We start from the raw sequence: 15,210 nt of genomic DNA, 5'->3' as shown, positions 1-15,210 counted from the left end.
GAGATCCCTCCGTGTCCTCCACCCTGTACCGCCTCGGACGCGCGATGGCCCACGCCCGCTGGAAGGCCGTGGGCGTCTGGGCCCTGCTGCTGGTGGTCCTCGGCGGGCTCGCCGTCGGCCTCGGCGGCTCCTTCTCCAGCCAGTTCGAGATCCCCGGCACGCAGGGACAGGAGGGGCTCGACGAGCTCGCCGACCGCTTCCCGCAGATGAGCGGCACGAGCGGCCAGCTCGTCTTCCTCAGCGAGGACGGGTCGAGCATCGACGGCCACGAGAAGCAGATCGACCGGGTGATGGACAAGGCGGCCGACGTCGACGGGGTCGAGGCGGCCCCCTCCCCCTTCGACGAGAACAGCCCCGGCACCCGCAACGACGACGACACCGCGATCATCGGCACCGTGCAGCTCTCGGGCAGTCCGGGAGGCTTCGCCGACGGCGCCCTGGAGGAGCTCCAGGAGATCTCCGACGACGGGAACTCCGGCGGCCTGCGCGTCGAGCTCGGCGGGCAGATCCTGCAGAGCTCGGACATCCCGATGGGCTCCAGCGAGATCATCGGCCTGCTCGCCGCGCTCATCATCCTCGCGGTGACCTTCCACTCCGTGGTGCCCGCCTTCGTGCCCATCGTGAGCGCCGTGGTGGGCGTCGGGGTCTCGATGCTCGCGGTGATGGCGCTCTCGGCCGGGATGGAGATCCCCTCGGTCACCATCTCGCTCGGCGCGATGCTGGGCCTGGCGGTGGGCATCGACTACGCCCTGTTCATCCTCTCCCGTCACCGCGGGCAGCTGAAACGCGGCATGGACGTCGTCGAATCGATCGGCGAGGCGATCGCGACCTCCGGCAGCGCCGTGATCTTCGCGGGCCTCACCGTGGTCATCGCGCTGGTGGGGCTCTTCGTCACCCGCATCCCCTTCCTCACCATCATGGGCATCGCCGCGGCGGCGACCGTCGCGCTCTCCGTGGTCGTGGCACTCACCCTGCTGCCGGCGATCATGGGCCTGCTGGGCGAGAACCTGCGCCCCCGCCGCGTGCGCCGCCTGATGGCGGAGAACGGCGGCGCGCTGCCGGAGCCCGAGGAGGGTGGGGAGGGTGAGGGCGCGGGCGCGCGCTCCTCCGCGAAGCGCGCCGGCGGCAGCCGTTGGGTCCGCATCGTCACCAAGGTCCCGGCGCTCACGATCATCCTGGTGATCCTCGTGGTCGGCTCCCTCGCGATCCCGATCAAGGATCTGCGCCTGGGCCTGCCGGACCTGGGTACGGAGAAGCCCGATACCCAGGCCCGGCAGACCTACGACCTGGTCGCGGACGAGTTCGGCGCCGGCTACAACGGCCCGCTGCTGGTCACCGCCGACATCATCAACTCCGACGACCCCCTCGGCGTCGTCGACGACCTCGAGAAGCGCATCGGCGACCTGCCGGATGTCGAGGAGATCCAGCTCGCGACCCCGAACGAGGGCGCGGACATGGCCGTGGTCGTCGTGATCCCCGAGGGCTCCCAGACCGACGAGTCGACCTCCGACCTCGTGCGGACCCTGCGCTCCGACTCCTCGACCTGGGAGAAGGACCTGGACATCTCCGACGTCCGCGTCACCGGGCAGACGGCCGTCGCGATCGACATCACCGACCGCCTCTCCGAGGCGCTGCTGCCCTTCGCCGTGTTCGTCGTGGGGCTCTCCCTGATCCTTCTGATGGTCGTCTTCCGCTCGATCTGGGTGCCGATCAAGGCTTCGCTCGGCTACCTGCTGAGCGTCGGCGCGGCCTTCGGCGTGGTCTCGATGGTCTTCGAGTACGGATGGGGCAACGAGGCGCTCGACATCCACGTGGTGGGCCCGGTGATCGCGTTCATGCCGATCATGTGCATGGGCGTCCTGTTCGGTCTCGCCATGGACTACGAGGTCTTCCTCGTCTCCCGCATGCGCGAGGAGTACGTGCGCACGGGCGACGCCCACGGGGCGATCGAGCGGGGCTTCTCCGCGAGCGCACCCGTGGTGATCGCCGCGGCCCTCATCATGTTCTCCGTCTTCGCGTCCTTCGTCCCCGGCGGCGCGTACATGCTGCAGCCGATCGCGGTCGCGCTCGCCGTCGGCGTGCTCGTGGACGCCTTCGTGGTGCGGATGACGCTCGTGCCCGCCGTGCTCGCCCTGCTGGGCCGCTACGCCTGGTGGCTGCCGAAATGGCTGGAGCGCCTGCTGCCCGTGGTCGACACCGAGGGCGAGGGCCTGGGCGCGGTGCTCGAGCACAGGCGATGGACCGAGGAGCACGGCGACATGGCGCTGCGCATGGAGGACACGATCGTCCCGCTCGTCGGCGAGCCCGGTGTGCTCGGCCCGCTCACCGGAGCGGTCGACCCGGGTGCGCTGCTGGTGGCGCGCAGCGCGGACGACGCCGCCCGCGAGACCTTCCTCGACCTCGTCTCCGGGCGCATCGCGCCGACCTCGGGCGTCTTCGCCGTGCACGATCGCCTCTCCCCCGCGGACACCGGCGCGATCCAGGCGCGCGTGCACCGCATCGGCCCCGGCGAGGACGTCGCCGGGCGGATCGCGCAGATCAGCCCGCGCCGCGCCGCGCGGGAGATCGTGGTCATCGATCTCGTCACCGACCTCGCCCACGCGAGCGTGATCACCCAGGGGCGTGCGGTGCGCACGCTCGAGGAGCTCATGCGCCAGGGCATCGCCGTGGTCACGGGATCCCGTGTGGATCTGGGCCTCGAGACCTCCCAGCCCGAGCAGACCGTCGTCGACGCCCTCGAGGATCCCTCCCGGCACGTCGCCCTGCGCGTGCACCGCAGCGCCCCCCGCACCTCCGTCGCCGCCACGCCCTCGCATTCCGATTCCACCTCCGTCGTGGAAGGAGCCCACGCATGAGAACGCTCTCCCGCCACATCCCCTCCCTGATCATCGTCCTGCTGCTGCCCCTGCTGGTCGCCGGCATCGGCATGTGGGCCCTGACCGGCCGCGTGGACAACATCGACCGGGTGCCGGCCGCCGTGGTGAACCTCGACGAGGGCGCCACCATGAAGGTCGACGGCAAGGACCAGGAGGTGCCGCTCGGCCGCACTCTCGCGGGTGCCCTCACCCAGCCCTCGACCGCGAAGGACTCGGATCAGCAGACCGGCTTCGACTGGCAGCTGACCTCGCAGGACGACGCGAAGGACGGGCTGAAGGACGGCTCCTACTCGGCGATCATCGTGATCCCGAAGGACTTCTCGAAGAACCTCGCCTCGATCGGCTCGACGGACGCGGCGAAGGCGCAGGTCCAGGTGCTCACCGACGACTCCTCCGGGATGCTCGACGGTCTCATCGGCAACGCGGTCGCCACGGCCGCCTCGCAGTCGATGGGCAGCCAGTTCACCGAGCAGTACCTCGATCAGCTGTACGTCGGCTTCAACGACATGCACGACAACTTCAAGGACGTGGCCGACAGTTCGGCGGACCTCGCCGACGGCGCCGACCAGCTGGACACCGGCGTGAAGAAGTCCGCCGACGGCACCCACGACCTCGCCGACGGCGCGGGCGACCTCTCGGACGGATCCCAGGAGCTCGCCGACTCCACGCCCGAGCTCGCCCAAGGCGCGCACGGCGTCGCCGACGGCAACAAGAGCCTCGCGACGGGGCTCGGCACCCTGGCCGATGGCACGGACTCCCTGGCGAGCGGCACGAGCGATCTGGCCGACGGCCTCGACGACCTCTCCGACGGTGCCGACGGGCTCGCGGACGGCACCCAGAAGCTCTCCGGCGGCCTTGACGACCTCTCCGACGGCTCGCAGGGCGTGGCCGACGGCGTGGGCGCCCTGAAGACCGGGCTGCGCGGCGACGGCACGACGAAGAATCCCGGCCTGGTGCCCGCCGCCGACGCGATCACCCAGGGCATCGCCGGCGACGGCACGAAGGAGAACCCCGGTCTCGCCGAGGGCGCGAAGCAGCTCGCGGACGGCGCCGAGCAGGTCGGCGACGGCGCGGACACGGCCTGGAACGGGGACGGCACGGAGCAGAACCCCGGGCTGAAGAACGCGGGCGACGGACTGGGCAAGGGATCCCAGGACGTGGCCGACGGCCTCTCGCAGCTCCAGACGGGGCTGAAGGGGGACTCGTCCCAGGGCGCACCGAGCATGGACGATGCGGCGTCGAGCAATCGCGACGCTGTCTGCAAGATGGCAGAGGCTCAGCCGGACGACGAAGATCTCGCGGGCCTCTGCAAGCAGGCGAAGCTGCTCGTCAAGTACTCGGATTCGGTCGACGACGCCCTCGCGGGCGACGGATCGGACGAGAATCCGGGCCTCGTCGCCGGCTCCCAGGGCGTCGCCGACGGCATCGACCAGTACACCTCGGGCGTCTCCCAGGTCTTCGAGGGCGATGGCACCGCGAAGAACCCGGGCCTGGCGGCGGGCGCGAAGCAGGTCGCCGACGGTGCGGACACCTTCAGCACCCAGGTGCCCGATCTCGTCGACGGCCTGCAGGAGTTCGACAAGGGCCTGCACGGCTTCGCCGGCGGCGTCGACGACCTCTCCGACGGCGCGACCAAGGTCGCCGACGGCACGGCGTCGAGCGCCGAGGGCGCGTCGGACCTCTCCGACGGAGCGACGGAGCTCGCCGACGGCACCAGCAAGAGCGCGAAGGGCGCGCATTCCCTCGCGGACGGGGCCTCGGACCTCTCGGACGGCGCGCGCTCGAGCGCGGACGGCGCGGACACCCTCGCGGACGGCTCCTCGAAGCTGGCCGACGGCACCGACCAGCTGGTCACGGGCACCCAGGGCCTCGCTGACGGCGCCTCCGGGCTGGCCGACGGCACCGAGAAGCTCGCCGACGGCAACGACGAGCTCGCCGACGGCGCGGACCAGCTCTCCGACGGCACCGGGAAGCTCTCGGACGGCCTCGCGAAGGGCGCCGACCAGATCCCGAGCTACACCAAGGGCGAGCGCGAGAAGATGTCGACGATGGGCGCCCAGCCGATCTCGACGTTCTCCTCGCGGGCGAACGAGGCCTCGGGCGCGGCCACAGCGACGTTCCCGTTCGTGGCGGCGCTGGCCCTGTGGCTGGGCGCCTTCGGCGCCTTCCTGCTGATGCCCGCGCTCTCCAAGCGCCTGCTGGACGGCGCGGTGCCCATGTGGAAGGTCGTGCTGCGCTCGCTCGTGCCCGGTCTGCTGCTGGCGGTCGTGCAGACCGTCGCGGTGCTCGCGGTGATCACGGCGATCGGCATCTCGCCGGTCTCGCCGCTCGCCGTGGGACTCGTGTGCCTGGCGGGGGCGGTGATGTTCGCGGCCTTCCACCAGGCGCTGCTGGCCCTGCTCGGGGACCGGATCGGCAGGATCCTCTCGATCGTGCTGATGGTGCTGCAGGTGGTGGTGCTCGTGGGCATCTTGCCGCTGCAGACGGCCCCGGAGCTGCTGCAATCGGTCAGCGGGCTGATGCCGATCACGATCGTCAGCCGCGGCCTCGTGCACGCCTCGCTCGGCGGGTCCCTCACCTCGACGACGGCGACGCTGCTCTCGATCGTCGCCTGGTTCGCGGTCTCGGTGCTCGTCACCCTGGTGGCCTCCCGGAACGCGCGCACGGTGAAGCCCGCGAAACCGCCGAAGCACGCGCGCGGCGGCGCCCACGCGGCGGCCTGAGCCCGCCGGTCCCGGGACCTCCCGCCCTCAGTGGAAGTCCCGGGACCTCCCAGCGCCGGCGAGCTCGAGCACCTCGACCCCGTCGGCCACGAGGTTCACCGCCCCGGTGAGGTTCTCGACGATCCCGCGGACCACCACCGAGCGCGAGGTGCGCAGCACCGCCCGGTGCCGTGACCAGAACCCCTTCGAGCAGACCACGTTGAGGATCCCGGTCTCGTCCTCGAGGCTGAGGAAGGTGATGCCGCTGGCCGTCGCGGGCCGCTGGCGGTGCGTGATCACCCCGCCCACGCGGATGCGCGTGGAGTCCTCGGCCTCGCGCGCCCCGCGGATGGACAGCACGCCCGCCTCCTCCATCTCCTCGCGCACGAGCACCATCGGGTGGTCGGCGAGCGTGATGCCCGTGGACCAGGAGTCGGCGGCGGCGAGCTCGGCGTCGCTGAGCCCGGGCAGCATCGGCGCGTCGGCCCCGATGGCCAGGTGCGGCAGCACGTCCGGCGACTCCTGCGCGGCCGCGCCCGCGGCCCACAGGGCCTGCCGGCGCGAGGGCGCGAGGGCGTCGAGCGCCCCGGCGGTCGCGAGCGCCTCGAGCTGACGGGCGCTGAGGCGCACCCGCCGCGCGAGGTCGCTAATGGAGGCGAACGGTCCTTCCTTCTCGCGGGCGGCCACGATCTCCTCGGCCTTCTCCTCCCCGATCCCGCGCACCTGCTCGAGCCCCAGGCGGATCACCGGTCCCTGCTGCGCCGCCTCCCCCGTGACCTGCGGGCGGGCGGCGCGCAGGGCGTCCTTCTCCGGATCCGTCCAGCCCTCCGGGCCCCGGTGCCGCGCGGCCGAGCCGAGCACGTCCTCGTTGCCGGGCAGCGTGTACGCCCGGTGCTCGGGATCGGTCTCGAGCCCGGTCTGCACCTCGGAGACGGTGACGTCGACCCCGCGGGTGAGGACGCCGTGGCGGCGGGCGTCGGCCACGAGCGACTGCGGGGAGTAGAAGCCCATCGGCTGGGAGCGCAGCAGCGCCGCGGTGAACGCGGCCGGGTAGTGGCACTTGAGGTAGGCGCTCGCGTACACGATGTAGGCGAAGGAGTAGGCATGGGACTCGGGGAAGCCGTAGTTGGCGAAGGCGAGCAGCTTGCGCTGGATCGCCTCGGCGTCCTCACCGGTGATCCCGTGGCGGGCCATGCCCTCGAACAGCTGGTCCGAGAGCGCGAGCATCTTCTCCGTGGACCGCTTGGAGCCCATGGCGCGGCGCAGCTGGTCCGCGAGCGCCGGGGTGAAGTCGGCGACGTCGACCGCCATCTGCATGAGCTGCTCCTGGAACAGCGGCACCCCGTAGGTGCGGCCCAGGGACTTCTCGAGCAGCGGATGCAGGTAGGTGGTCTCCTCCTCCCCCGTCCGACGGCGGATGTAGGGGTGCACGGAGCCGCCCTGGATGGGGCCGGGGCGGATCAGGGCGACCTCGACCACGAGGTCGTAGAAGCACTCGGGCCGCAGCCGCGGCAGGGTCGCGATCTGCGCGCGCGACTCGACCTGGAAGACGCCCACGCTGTCCCCGGTGCACAGCATGTCGTAGACCGCCGGGTCCTCCTGCGGGAGGGTGCGCAGGCCGTGGTGCTCCCCGTGGTGCTCGGCCACGAGACGCAGACAGTGGTCGATCGCGGTGAGCATCCCGAGGCCCAGCAGGTCGAACTTCACCAGGCCCGCGTCGGCGCAGTCGTCCTTGTCCCACTGCAGCACGCTGCGGTCCTCCATCGCCGCCCACTGCACGGGGCAGATCTCGATCACGGGGCGGTCGGCGAGCACCATGCCGCCGGAGTGGATGCCCAGGTGGCGCGGGGCGTCGCGCAGGCGGTGGGCGAGCTCGACGACGTCGGCGGGGATGTCGGCGTCCTCGAGGGAGCGGAAGGAGCGCTCGATCCGCTTGGACCAGGCGTCCTGCGTGCCGACGTCGTAGCCGAGCGCCCGCGCCGCATCGCGCACCGCGAGCTTCGCCCGATAGCTGATGACGTTGGCGACCTGGGCGGCGCACTCGCGGCCGTAGCGCTCGTAGACGTGCTGGATGACCTCCTCGCGGCGGTCGGAGGCGATGTCGAGGTCGATGTCCGGCGGTCCGTCCCGCTCGGGCGCGAGGAAGCGCTCGAAGAGCAGGTGATGGCCGACGGGCTCGACGGCCGTGATCCCGAGCGCGTAGCAGACGGCGCTGTTCGCGGCCGACCCCCGGCCCTGGCACAGGATCTCCTCCTTCTCGCAGAAGGCGACGATCTCGCGGACGATGAGGAAGTACCCCGGGAAGTGCAGGTCGGAGATGACCTGCAGCTCCCGGTCGATCTGCGCCCACGCCCCGGGGACCCGCTCCTCGTCGTCCCCGCCGGTGCCGGGGCGCGGACCGTAGCGCTCGCGCCCGCCCTGCTCGACGAGCTCGCGCAGCCAGCTGTCCTCGGTGTGCCCCGCGGGCACGGGGAAGGGCGGCAGGTCGGGGGCGAGCAGCTGCAGGTCCAGCGCGCACTCCTCGGCCATCCGCGCCGCTGCCGCGATCGCGCCGGGATGGCGCGGGAGCAGCTGCGCCATCTCCTCGCCGCTGCGCAGGTGCCCGGGCCGCGAGGGCAGGTGCGGATCGGCCTCGGCGAGGGACGCGCCCGCGCGCAGGGCGGCGTGGACGTCCACGAGGCGCGTGTCCGCGGGGCGGGCGCAGTGCGCGTTCGTGGTCGCCACGAGCGGCAGGGTGAGCTCGTCCAGACCGGTCTCCTCGCGCACGAGGCGCGCGCCCTGGGCGAGGGCGTCGTGGATCTCGTCGTCGAGCTCGTCGCCCCCGACCATGAGCTCGACGGCGACGTTCCCCTGCCCGTACAGCTCGAGCAGCCGGGCGATCTCGCGCTGCGCCGCGCGGGCCGCTCCCTCGCGGTCGCCGTCGGCCACGAGCGGGCGCACCGCCCGCAGCACCGCCCCCTTGCGGCAGCCGGTGAGCACGAGCCAGTGCCCCTCGCGGGCGATCCGGGAGAGCTCGGCGAGGCGGTAGCGGGGCGTGGCCTTCTGCCTGCTGTCCAGGTGGGCGCGCGCGATCGCGGCCGACAGCGCGCGGTAGCCCTGCTCGTCGCGCACCAGGACCAGCAGGTGCTCGCCCTCCGGGTCGGGGATGCCGGTGCGCTCGGGCGAGAGCACGGGGGTGCTGCTCGCATGCTCGCTGCCGGGCTCGCTGCCCAGGGTGAGCTCGGCGCCGAGCACGGTCGCGAGGCCCGCCTCGCGCGCGGCGCGCGAGAAGCGGACCGCGCCGGGCAGGCCGTCGTGGTCGACGAGGGCGAGCGCGCGCAGCCCCAGCCGCGCGGCCTCGGAGACCATGTCCTCGGGGCTCGAGGCGCCGTCGAGGAAGCTGAAGTGCGAGTGCGCGTGCAGCTCGGCATAGGCGATGTCGGTGCCGGGGCGCCCGTCGGACGACGGGGCCGACGGGCCGGATCTCGTCCGGTCGGGCTCCCCCTCCCGCGGCTCCCCCGCCGGCGCATGCTGCGGCGGCAGCGCGCGCTCGGACGGCACGGGGCGGTCCGAGAGCAGAGCCTCGAGATCGTTCCAGGAGGGCGGGCCCAGGAACCAGCGGCTCATCGGGGCTCGTTCCTCATAGATCCCCTCGTCATGGATCCCCTAGTCATGGATCCCCTCCACGCTCCAGGCACCCTCGCGGCTGAGCAGCACGAGGGCGCGGCCGGGCTCGATGACGACGGCGAGGCGGCCGGCGCGCCGACCGTCGGGCCGCCACCAGCGCTCGTCGAGGACCGTCGGCGCCCCGTGGGCGAGCACGCGGTGGGACCTGCCCGCGGCGACGCCGTGGCGCACGAGCGCCTCGATCCCGTCGGCTCCCGCCCGCGGCACCTCGAGGACCGCGGGCGGGGCGCTCAGCAGGGCACGGGCGGTGACCACGACCGCCGCCCCCTGCGCGTCCCGCAGCACCACGGGCGCCGGGCTGCGCAGCACGACCGAGGGCAGCGGGCGCGGCATCGACCCCGGCCACGGCCCGGGCCGCGCCGTCGGCCGCTCGCTGCGCCAGGGCACCAGCGCCACCTGCTCGGCGAGCAGACGGCCCCCGACCTCGACGGGCACGAGCACCGCCTCCTCCCCCGCGAGGCCCTGGGCGCGGGCGAAGGCGCGGCCGGCCCGCTGCGCGGCCTCCCCCGCGCTCCCCCACAGCGCCGGCGCGCCCTCGCCCGCGGGGAGCAGCTGCACGGGCTGGAGGGCGAGCCGCGTGATCTGCCCGGTCTGCTCGCCGCGCAGTCGCGCCCGGGTGATCCAGCCGTCGCACTGCCAGCGGATGCGGTCCACGACGTCGGCCGGGGACAGGGCGCCGTCGTGGCGCCAGGTGCGCTCCATCTCCTCGCCCGAGGCGGTGAGCGCGAGGATCCGCAGGCGCGTGCAGATCAGCCCGCGCGCGACGAGCATGCCGTGCAGCTCCTCGGCCATCGGCCGCGCCGCGAAGGCCGCCTGGTCCACGCGCACGAGCGGCGGGTCCAGGGTGCGCGCGACCTCGAGGGGCTGCGTGGGGTGGTGCGCCTGGGGCGGGGTGGGCTCGCCCCCGCGCGCGAGCAGGTGCAGCTGGGCCACGTCGGGCCCGAAACGTGCGGCGACGGAGGTCGCGGGCAGGTCCGCGAAGTCCCCGAGGGTGCGGATTCCCAGGCGCTCGAGCAGGTCGATGACCTCGGCGAGGTCCACGCGGCGGGTGCGGTCGGCATCGGCCGCGGGCTGGTCGCGGTGCCCCCATCCGGGGCCGACGGGCGCGTCGCGCAGGGCGGCGATCGCATGCGGGCCCAGGTAGTCCCGACTGCGGCCGGGGCGCACGATCCTGCCCGAGCGCGCGGCCAGGAGCGCGGCGAAGGGGCCGTCGGCGATGCCGACGACGGCGTCCCAGCCGGTGAGCTCGGCGACCGCGTCGACGATCGCCTCGGCGAGGGCATCCTCCCCGCCGCGGTGGCGGGCGGGTCCGCGTGCGGACATCAGCAGCACCCCCGGGCGCAGCACGTCCACGCCTGCGGCGACGGTGTCCACGGCGGCCGCGACCAGCTCGAACAGGGCGCTCTCGTGCTCGATGTCGGCCTCGACCACGACGGCCTCGGGACACGCGGCCTGCGCGGCGCGGCGGCGCATCCCGATTCCGACGCCCACCTCGAGGGCGGCGGCATCGGCATGGGAGACCCGGTGGCGTTCCATGACCACGAGGGGAGCCGGCGCCCCCTCCTCCGCGGCCCCGCTCCCCGCCCGGGCGAGCTTCTCGCGTGCGGCGAGGAGCGGCCAGGCGGGGACGACGACGGCCGCGATGCGCGTCGCGGGCGGGGTGCCGCCGTGCTCCGCCTCGTCGCCGTGATCCGTCTCGTCGACCTGATCCTCCTCGCCCGCGGGCAGGACCCCGGGCAGCAGGAGCTCGCTCCCGCTCATCCCGCCCTCCGGATCACGCGCAGCGGGGCGGGAGCGGCCTGGTCGGGCACGACCCGGCCGGGCACGGCCTGATCGGGCACGGCGACCTCGGCGAGGAGCCCGTGGACCTCGGGCAGCACCACGTCCACGGCGCGGCCCTCGGGGATCCCGCGCCCGGCGGCGCTCACCCGCAGGGTGCGCCGGCGCAGACGACCGGTGCCCCGCCCCAGCCCCTCCCAGGACTCGGCCTCGGCGCGCAGGTGCAGGTCCGCGCGGGCGACGGGGGTGGCGGCGAGGACCAGGGTGTCGTGCGCCCGCGCGCGGTCGGTGAGGCTGCGCCACAGGGATGCCGTCAGGCGCAGCCGCGGGCCGAGCGCGAGCACGCCGACCCCGTCCACGAGCGCGGACAGCACCTGCGGCAGCTGCGGCATCTCCTCGACGCCGGTGGCCGGGGCGATCGCGAGGCGCTCGAGATCGAGTCCGGCGTCGCGCGCGGCGCGCAGGCCGAGGTCAGGCATGCCCGCGAGCGCGCACCAGCCGTCCTCCCCCGCCGCCGCGGCGGCCATCGCGAGCATCAGGGAGACCGAGCAGGAGCCGTCGACCGCGACCGTGCTTCCCGCGCGCAGGGATCCGTAGGGAGCGAGCGGGGCGAGCGGCGGGGGCAGGGGCACACGGGCGTGCTCGGCGGTCGTGCGCGCCGGGGAGGCTCCCGCGTCTGCATCGGCCGTCGAGGTCCGACGGGACGCTCCCCCGGGGCCGACGGAGCCGACGATCCCCGTCGGCCCGTCCAGCCGCGACGACGCGCCGGGACCCGACGTCTCCCCGACGGAGAACGCGGTGCGGTCGATCCTCCCTCCGAGGCGCGCGGTGGTGCGCTCGGCGGCGCCGAGCGCGGCGCGGGCGCGGGCGAGCCGCTCCTCCTGAGTGCCTCTTCCCGCCGTCCTCGGCGGCGTCCTCTCCTCGTGCGGCGCCGATGCCTTCCCCTGCGTCGGCGCCTCGTGCATCTGCAGATGCGTGCTCATGCTCCACCTCCTCCTGTCCGGCCGTCATCCAAGATCGAACACGCGTTCGAATTCTACGCCCGCCCCGACGCGCCGGGGCGGGCGCGGTGGTCGCGCGAGCCTCGCGCTGCAGGGTCGTCGAGGAGTCTTGATCACCGGACCGACATCTGAACTGGAGTGATCCCTCTGTCCAGTGACCCATATCACACTAGAACATGCGTTCGAGCACTGGCGCTCGGACGGGTGATGGTGTTGCATAGAGGTATGGACATTTCGGGCACGATGCGGTGCATGCCGATGAGGGACGGCGGGGACGACCCCCGCCGCACCCCTGGTCGTGCCCGTCAGCTCGTGCTGCGCGATGCGCCCACGGAGGCCGAGCACGTGTGCGAGATGGTCGCGGCGGATGCGGCGCCCGGGAACGGGCTGGAGCTCCTCGACATCGCCCACGCGCTGGGAGAGCTCGCGAAGGGTCCGGACGGCCCCTTCGGCGCCGCGGACGCCGACCTCACGGCCTTCGAGCTCTCCGACACCCTCGCCGCCTTCGAGCAGCTGCGCTCAGCCCTCGGCGCGCTCGAGATCCGGGTGACCACGGCCCTGGACGAGCGTCTGCGCGAGGAGGAATCAGCACAGGGCGTCGCCGAGCGCGATCACGGGCGCCGCACCGCCGGGGAGATCCGGATGGCCTCCCGGGTCTCCCCCGCCATCGCCTCCGCGCGCCTGAACTCCGGCAAGCGTCTCGTGCGGGACATGCCGCGCATGTTCGAGGCCCTGGCCGATGGGCGCATCGGGCTCGACGCCGCCCACGCGATCGGGCGCAGCAGCGGCCCGCTCCAGCCGGAGCAGCGGCGTGAGGTAGATCGGATCATCGCCTCGCGTGAGCCTGATCTCGACGGCGCCTCGCCGACTCAGTGGAGCCGGGAGGTCTCGGCCCTCGCCCAGCAGCTCGACCCCCGGGGCGAGGACGGGCGCCACGTGCGGGCGCGCATGCAGCGCGGCGTGACGGTCACGCCGGGGCCGCACGGCATGGGGCACGTCCACGCACACCTCCCGGCGCTCGACTGCGCCGCGATCCAGCGCAAGCTGACCATCGAGGCGCAATCGCTCAAGGCCCAAGGGGACACGCGCGCCCACGGGCAGATCATGGCGGATCTCTTCTCCGACACCCTGCTGGGGCGCGATGAGCACATGGACCCCGTGCATCTGGAGGTCGGCGTCGTCATCACGGAGCGCACTCTGATCGCGCCGGATCACGGCGACCCGGCGATGATCGAGGGCTACGGAGTGGTGCCGCCGCGCGCCGTGCGCGACGAGATCGTCCAGCGGATCCCGCGCGCCGCGCGCGACGCCCCGCAGAGCGCACCCGCAGAGAGCGCACCCACAAAGAGCACACCCGCACAGGACATGCCCGTCACGGCCGACGCGACGCCGGAGGACCGCCGAACGCTCACCGGCGACGACCTGCTGCCGCCGCAGGAGCCCGCGAAGCCCACCGCGCCGGGCCTCTTCGACGAGGAGTCCCGGCTGACGCTCCGGCGTCTGTTCACCCATCCCGCTTCCGGCGAGCTGATCGTCATGGAATCGCGCGCACGCGCGTTCCCCGCCAGGCTCGGGTACCTCGTCCGGCTCCGGGACTTCCGCTGCGCGGGGCCCTACTGCGCGTCCTCGATCCGCCAGATCGACCACATCCAGCCCCACGCGCAGGGCGGTGCGACCAGCGTCGACGACGGGCAGGGTCTGTGCGCCTACTGCAACAGCACCAAGGAGCTCCTCGGGACGGCCGAGAGGGTCGGTGAGGAGACGGATCCGCACCGCGTGCACTGGAGATCGAAGCTCGGACGCACCGCCACGGTGTCCCCGAGCCCGCTGGCAGGGGCGCCACCGGGCGGTCCTGCCGTCGAGGCCGCACCACCCGGCATGACCACACCCGAGGACGACGCGTCCGACGGGGAACCGGCCCTGCTCCCGCCGATCCACCGGATCGAGGACCTGCGCTGGGAGCGCGACCGTCGACGCGCCGCGGGGATCCGCGACGAGGAGCGGCGGCCCGGCGCACGCAGTGCGTGAGCAGCCCGCGCACGGACGCGCGCTCCCGAAGCGCCCGGATCCGCCGCGTGAACGGCCCTGTCGCCATGCCCACCCGCCCCGTAGCCTGGCCGAAACCATTCCGAGGAGGAGCGAGACATGCGCGCACTGGTGCTGCAGGAGAAGGGCCGGATGGGGATCGAGGACGTCCCCTCCCCCGGCGCCCCGGGACCCGGGGAGGTCCGGATCGCGATGCACACGGTCGGGATCTGCGCCTCCGACGTCCACTACTGGACCGAAGGCCGCATCGGTCCCTTCGTCGTCGAGGCGCCGATGATCCTCGGGCATGAGGGCGCGGGCACCGTGACCGAGGTCGGCGCGGGCGTCACCGGCCTGTCCGTCGGCGATCGTGTCGCGATGGAGCCGGGCGTCCCCGACCCCGCCTCGCGGGCGACGCTCGAGGGCCGCTACAACGTCGACCCGGCCGTGCGGTTCTGGGCGACCCCGCCGGTCGACGGCTGCCTCGCCGAGGAGGTCGTCCACCCCGCCGCCTTCACCTACCGCCTGCCCGATGCCCTGAGCTTCGCCGAGGGCGCGCTCATCGAGCCCTTCGCCGTCGGCATGTTCGCCGCGACGAAGGCGCAGATCAGCCCCGGGGACGTCGTCGCCATCATCGGCAGCGGGACGATCGGCATCATGACCGCGCTGGCCGCGCGCGCCGGCGGGGCGAGCCGGGTGTACATCAGCGACGTGCAGAGCGCGAAGCTCGGACTGCTCGACGGCCTCACGGGCATCATCCCGGTCGATGCCACGAAGGAGGACCTCGGCGAGCGGGTGCGCGCGGAGACCTCGGGATGGGGCCCGCAGGTCGTGTTAGAGGCCTCGGGCGCCGCCCCCGCGTACAAGGGACTGTGGACGGTCCCCGCACCGGGCGGGCGCGTGGTGCTCGTAGGCATGCCCGTCGAGCCCGTGGCCTTCGACGTCTCCACGGCGCAGAGCCGCGGGATCTCGATCGAGACGATCTTCCGCTACGCCAACGTCCACCAGAAGGCCATCGATCTCGCCGTGAGCGACGCCGTGGATCTGGGCCGCTTCGTCACCGAGACGTTCGCGTTCGAGGACTCGGAGAAGGCCTTCGAGCGCTTCCTCGAGGGGAGGCCGACGGACGTGAAGCTGCAGATCGCGTTCTGACCGGAATCG

The 15,210-nt window shown here is 73.5% G+C and carries 7 protein-coding genes; 4 read left to right on the top strand and 3 right to left on the bottom strand.

From position 1 onward, the window contains the following. Positions 1–11 precede the first annotated feature (11 nt). Positions 12–2,855 carry an MMPL family transporter gene (locus FHG10_RS08995; protein ID WP_152352972.1) on the top strand — a complete coding sequence of 948 codons (2,844 nt, stop codon included), beginning with the start codon at positions 12–14 and terminating at the stop codon, positions 2,853–2,855. Beyond that, on the top strand, positions 2,852–5,599 hold the full coding sequence (locus tag FHG10_RS08990) for a YhgE/Pip domain-containing protein (protein ID WP_152352971.1): 2,748 nt from the start codon (positions 2,852–2,854) through the stop codon (positions 5,597–5,599). The genes FHG10_RS08995 and FHG10_RS08990 overlap by 4 nt, the downstream gene beginning before the upstream one ends. Positions 5,600–5,626: 27 nt before the next feature. On the opposite strand, the gene FHG10_RS08985 is transcribed toward FHG10_RS08990, so the two are convergent. From FHG10_RS08985 to FHG10_RS08975, 3 genes are read right to left on the bottom strand one after another with little or no spacing between them, the layout of a single operon-like run. Continuing rightward, positions 5,627–9,184: an error-prone DNA polymerase gene (locus tag FHG10_RS08985; protein ID WP_152352970.1), complete on the bottom strand. Its 3,558-nt coding sequence runs from the start codon at positions 9,182–9,184 to the stop codon at positions 5,627–5,629. A 39-nt stretch (positions 9,185–9,223) separates the two neighbouring features. Next, the gene (locus tag FHG10_RS08980) at positions 9,224–11,005 is read right to left on the bottom strand and encodes a DNA polymerase Y family protein (RefSeq protein WP_152352969.1); all 1,782 of its coding nucleotides are present in this window, start codon (positions 11,003–11,005) and stop codon (positions 9,224–9,226) included. Further along, positions 11,002–12,006 (bottom strand): hypothetical protein, encoded by a 1,005-nt coding sequence (locus FHG10_RS08975; RefSeq protein WP_152352968.1) that lies wholly within the window; start codon positions 12,004–12,006, stop codon positions 11,002–11,004. The genes FHG10_RS08980 and FHG10_RS08975 overlap by 4 nt, the downstream gene beginning before the upstream one ends. Positions 12,007–12,276: 270 nt before the next feature. Between FHG10_RS08975 and FHG10_RS08970 the strand changes: the two genes are divergently transcribed. After that, positions 12,277–14,052, top strand: coding sequence for an HNH endonuclease (locus FHG10_RS08970; RefSeq protein WP_193636245.1), 1,776 nt, complete (start codon positions 12,277–12,279; stop codon positions 14,050–14,052). 117 nt (positions 14,053–14,169) lie between these two features. Beyond that, entirely contained in the window at positions 14,170–15,201 is a 1,032-nt protein-coding gene (locus tag FHG10_RS08965) for an NAD(P)-dependent alcohol dehydrogenase (protein WP_152352966.1), read from the top strand. The last annotated feature ends 9 nt before the right edge of the window (positions 15,202–15,210 follow it).

The sequence above is a fragment of the Brachybacterium subflavum genome (genome assembly GCF_009299795.1).
Taxonomy (GTDB): Bacteria; Actinomycetota; Actinomycetes; order Actinomycetales; family Dermabacteraceae; genus Brachybacterium; species Brachybacterium subflavum.
The sequence above is the reverse complement of the archived record's forward strand: the minus strand, read 5'-3'. Positions and strand labels throughout refer to the sequence as shown.

Coding starts and splice junctions, on each gene's coding strand:
- FHG10_RS08980 (WP_152352969.1), bottom strand. CDS start 11,005: ATGAGCGGGAGCGAGCTCCTGCTGCCCGGGGTCCTGCCCGCGGGCGAG.
- FHG10_RS08985 (WP_152352970.1), bottom strand. CDS start 9,184: ATGAGCCGCTGGTTCCTGGGCCCGCCCTCCTGGAACGATCTCGAGGCT.
- FHG10_RS08965 (WP_152352966.1), top strand. CDS start 14,170: ATGCGCGCACTGGTGCTGCAGGAGAAGGGCCGGATGGGGATCGAGGAC.
- FHG10_RS08970 (WP_193636245.1), top strand. CDS start 12,277: ATGCCGATGAGGGACGGCGGGGACGACCCCCGCCGCACCCCTGGTCGT.
- FHG10_RS08975 (WP_152352968.1), bottom strand. CDS start 12,006: ATGAGCACGCATCTGCAGATGCACGAGGCGCCGACGCAGGGGAAGGCA.
- FHG10_RS08990 (WP_152352971.1), top strand. CDS start 2,852: ATGAGAACGCTCTCCCGCCACATCCCCTCCCTGATCATCGTCCTGCTG.